Origin of the sequence: uncultured Campylobacter sp. (assembly GCF_938018035.1) — a bacterium.
Lineage (GTDB): Bacteria > Campylobacterota > Campylobacteria > Campylobacterales > Campylobacteraceae > Campylobacter_B.
Window position 1 is genome coordinate 1 of record NZ_CALIJF010000320.1, and the last position, 2,683, is coordinate 2,683.

General features: G+C 46.7%; 1 protein-coding gene. It reads right to left on the reverse strand.

Annotated features, from left to right (window positions below):
- Positions 1-343 precede the first annotated feature (343 nt).
- Positions 344-1,852, reverse strand: coding sequence for a succinate CoA transferase (locus Q0257_RS09640; protein WP_298024426.1), 1,509 nt, complete (start codon positions 1,850-1,852; stop codon positions 344-346).
- Positions 1,853-2,683: the final 831 nt, after the last annotated feature.

Below are 2,683 nucleotides of genomic sequence, written 5' to 3' on the forward strand. Positions count from 1 at the left end.
GAAGTTCAAAATTTTAAAATTCCAAGCCGTAGAATTTTAAAATTTGAAATGCGCGAGCTGCAAATTTAAGGCTAAATTTTAAAATTCCGTAGCGATAAAATTTTAAATTCCGCGCCTTAAACCCGCCTGCAAATTTTAAAATTTTATGGCGCAAATTTTCAATTCATTCATATAATAAATATTTCGCGCGAACTTTGCAAAAATAAAAATTTTAACAAGCTTTGCTCTAAGTAGCGATAGAGCTTTCAAATGCAGGCGAAATTTTTAAGTGCAAACTTTCTTGCTTTCAGCGAGAATGAGCTTAAATTTTAGGCTTTAGCGCATTAGCTCAAGCAAATTCGCTCTAAGTCTTCATACTCCCCGTATCCTTAAATCTTTGATGCCACGACAGCGCCTCGCTTAGGATATGCGGAGTATGCCCCGCACAGGGCTGCGCGCAGGCGCGCTCGAAATAATCTCTCAGCGCGTCTTGGTAAGTGGGATGCGCGATACTTATCATCGCGCGAGCCCGCTCACGAGGGCATTTACCGCGCAGATCGGCGATGCCGTATTCGGTGATGATGACCTGGGTGTCGTGCTCGGTATGATCGACATGGCTCACGAATGGCACGATAGCGCTGATCGCGCCGCCTTTAGCGAGCGACGGGCTCAAAAATAGCGACAAATATCCGTTGCGAGCGAAGTCACCGCTACCGCCGATGCCATTTTTCATCTGCGAGCCCATGACGTTAGTGGAGTTTACATTGCCGTAGATGTCTGCCTCTAGCATGCCATTCATCGATACGACGCCAAGCCTTCTGATGAGTGCTGGCGAGTTGGAGACATCTTGCGAACGTAGTATGATGTGCTTGCGGTAGAAATCGATGTTTTTTTGAAATTCCTCGACACCTGCGAGGCTAAGCGATAGCGCTGTGGCACTTGCAGTGCCTACGACGCTTCTTTTGATGAGATCTAGCATGCCGTCTTGGATCACCTCGGAGTAGCACTGCAGCCCTTGATAGCCGGCGCCTTGTAGCGAGCTAAGCACGGCGTTAGCGACGTTGCCGATGCCCGATTGTAGCGGCAGTAGCTTCTTTGCGGGAAGTCTGCCACAAGCCTCCTCGTTTTTTAAGAATTTTACGACGTTGCGGCCGATCGCACTTGAAATTTCATCCACGGCAGTAAAATTATTGACGCGATCATGCGTCCTAGCCTCTATTACAGCGACTACTTTGGCAGGATCTACATGCATATAGGGGCTGCCTACACGATCGCCTACGTGCTTGATCGGCAGATCCTCAGCGTGCGGCGGCAGGCGCAGATCTGTAACGTCGTGAATGCCCTCAAGCTCAAGCGGCTGATAGTAATTCACTTCTAAAATCACGCGATCGGCGATATCGAGCCAGGCTTGGTTATTGCCTAGCGACGTGGATGGCACGAGCACGCCGCTTTCTTTAATCGCCACTACTTCGATCACAGCAAAGTTTAGATGCGGAAAAAAGCCCGCCTTAAGTTGCGCGGCAAGGCTTGATAGATGCACGTCCGCGTATCGCACGGCGCCGCTATTTATCGCACGGCGCATATCGGTATCCGTAAAAAACGGCGCGCGAAAGCTCACGGCACCTGCTTTTGCCAAAACTCCGTCTAAAAGCGGATCGGTCGATGCGCCTGTAAAAATTTCGATTTGATAGGGCTCGCCTTTTTCGTGCAGCGCTGTCGCTCGTTGTGCCAGGGCTTGTGGTAGCGCTAGCGCGCAGCCCGCCCCAACAAAGCCGCTAAAGCCCACCGATGCGCCATTTGGGATCAGTTCGCAGGCTTTCTCGGCGCTCATAATTTTTGATTTTAGATATTCGTTTTGCACGCGTGAGTTCATTTTCTGTCCTAGCCGTGATTTGGGCGAAATTATAATATTTTTGCGCTAAATTTCAAAATCTAAATTTCGTGCGCAAGCTAGGCTATAGAGCAAAATATGAGGCGCGGTCGGTTGGGATACGCCGCAAACGCTTCCGATCAGACTTTTTGCTTCGGCGGTTTGAAATACGCGCTTGCACAAGCGCTCAGTAAATAGGGTTTTAAGCGTGATTGAAGCTTAGTTTATAGTCTTGCTGCGATACTGCAAACGCTTATTGCGCACCCAATTTTGCGAAATCTAGACGCAAAATTTCATCGCATAATTTGTGAGCTGCGATATTTAAATTTAAGCTTCTTTTTGCAATTTAATCGCTCACCGCACTTAAATTTACATCCCCGCCTTGTAATTTTAAAACAGGTATTTTGAAATTTATCGCTCGTGGCGTTCAAATTCCGCGTCTAGCGAGCCTTGAACTCATATTTGAAATTGCATCGCTTGCGGTGCACGCATTTGCCCGTTACGCTTGAATTTTAATCCGCATTAATTGAAATTCTCGCTTCCTAAAATTATCGCCTCCTCGCACAAGACGGCAGTTTAAAATTTCAAATTTCGCGCTTTTTTTGGGGGCGGCTCGACGTAGATACGCAAAATTTTGATATTTTACGCTTGCAAAATTCTAAAAATTATATCATCGTCACGGATAGATTGCAGATTTTGTTTAAATTCTAGTTCTTAAAATTTTAGCCTGACCGTCACGCACGATTTGCAATTCAAAGAGCCCTGCCGCGTAAATTCTAATCTCTCTGAGCCCAAAAATTGACGCCGCTTAATACATGAATTTAAACGCGTTTT

Coding starts and splice junctions, on each gene's coding strand:
- Q0257_RS09640 (WP_298024426.1), bottom strand. CDS start 1,852: ATGAACTCACGCGTGCAAAACGAATATCTAAAATCAAAAATTATGAGC.